The organism is Bowmanella yangjiangensis (assembly GCF_018531185.1).
Classification (GTDB): Bacteria; Pseudomonadota; Gammaproteobacteria; order Enterobacterales; family Alteromonadaceae; genus Bowmanella; species Bowmanella yangjiangensis.
The window spans coordinates 1-255 of sequence record NZ_JAHDJU010000023.1 but is presented as its reverse complement, the minus strand read 5'-3'; the positions used below and the strand labels follow the sequence as shown (position 1 = coordinate 255).

Annotated in this window: 1 protein-coding gene; it reads left to right on the top strand. The window is 43.1% G+C overall.

What is annotated here, in order from left to right; genetic code table 11:
• Nucleotides 1–255, top strand: a 255-nt coding sequence (tnpA, locus tag KJY73_RS21705; RefSeq protein ID WP_214345691.1) for an IS200/IS605 family transposase, incomplete at both ends; no start/stop codon positions are given.

The following is a 255-nucleotide window of genomic DNA, read 5'->3' as shown; positions in this document are numbered from 1 at the left end:
TCAGTATCACATCGTGTGGACGCCGAAGTATAGATACAAGATTTTGAAAGGTCAGGTAGGCAAAGAGCTTTACCGAAGTATCTATGTCTTTTGCAGCATGAAAAAGTGTGTGGTGGTTGAACTGAATTTTCAAGTTGACCATGTTCACTTGGCGGTGAGAACGCCACCGAGTTTAAGCGTGTCAGAGTTGATGGGGACATTAAAAGGTCGAACAGCCATCAGATTGTTCAACAAATTCCCTTATCTGCGGAAGAA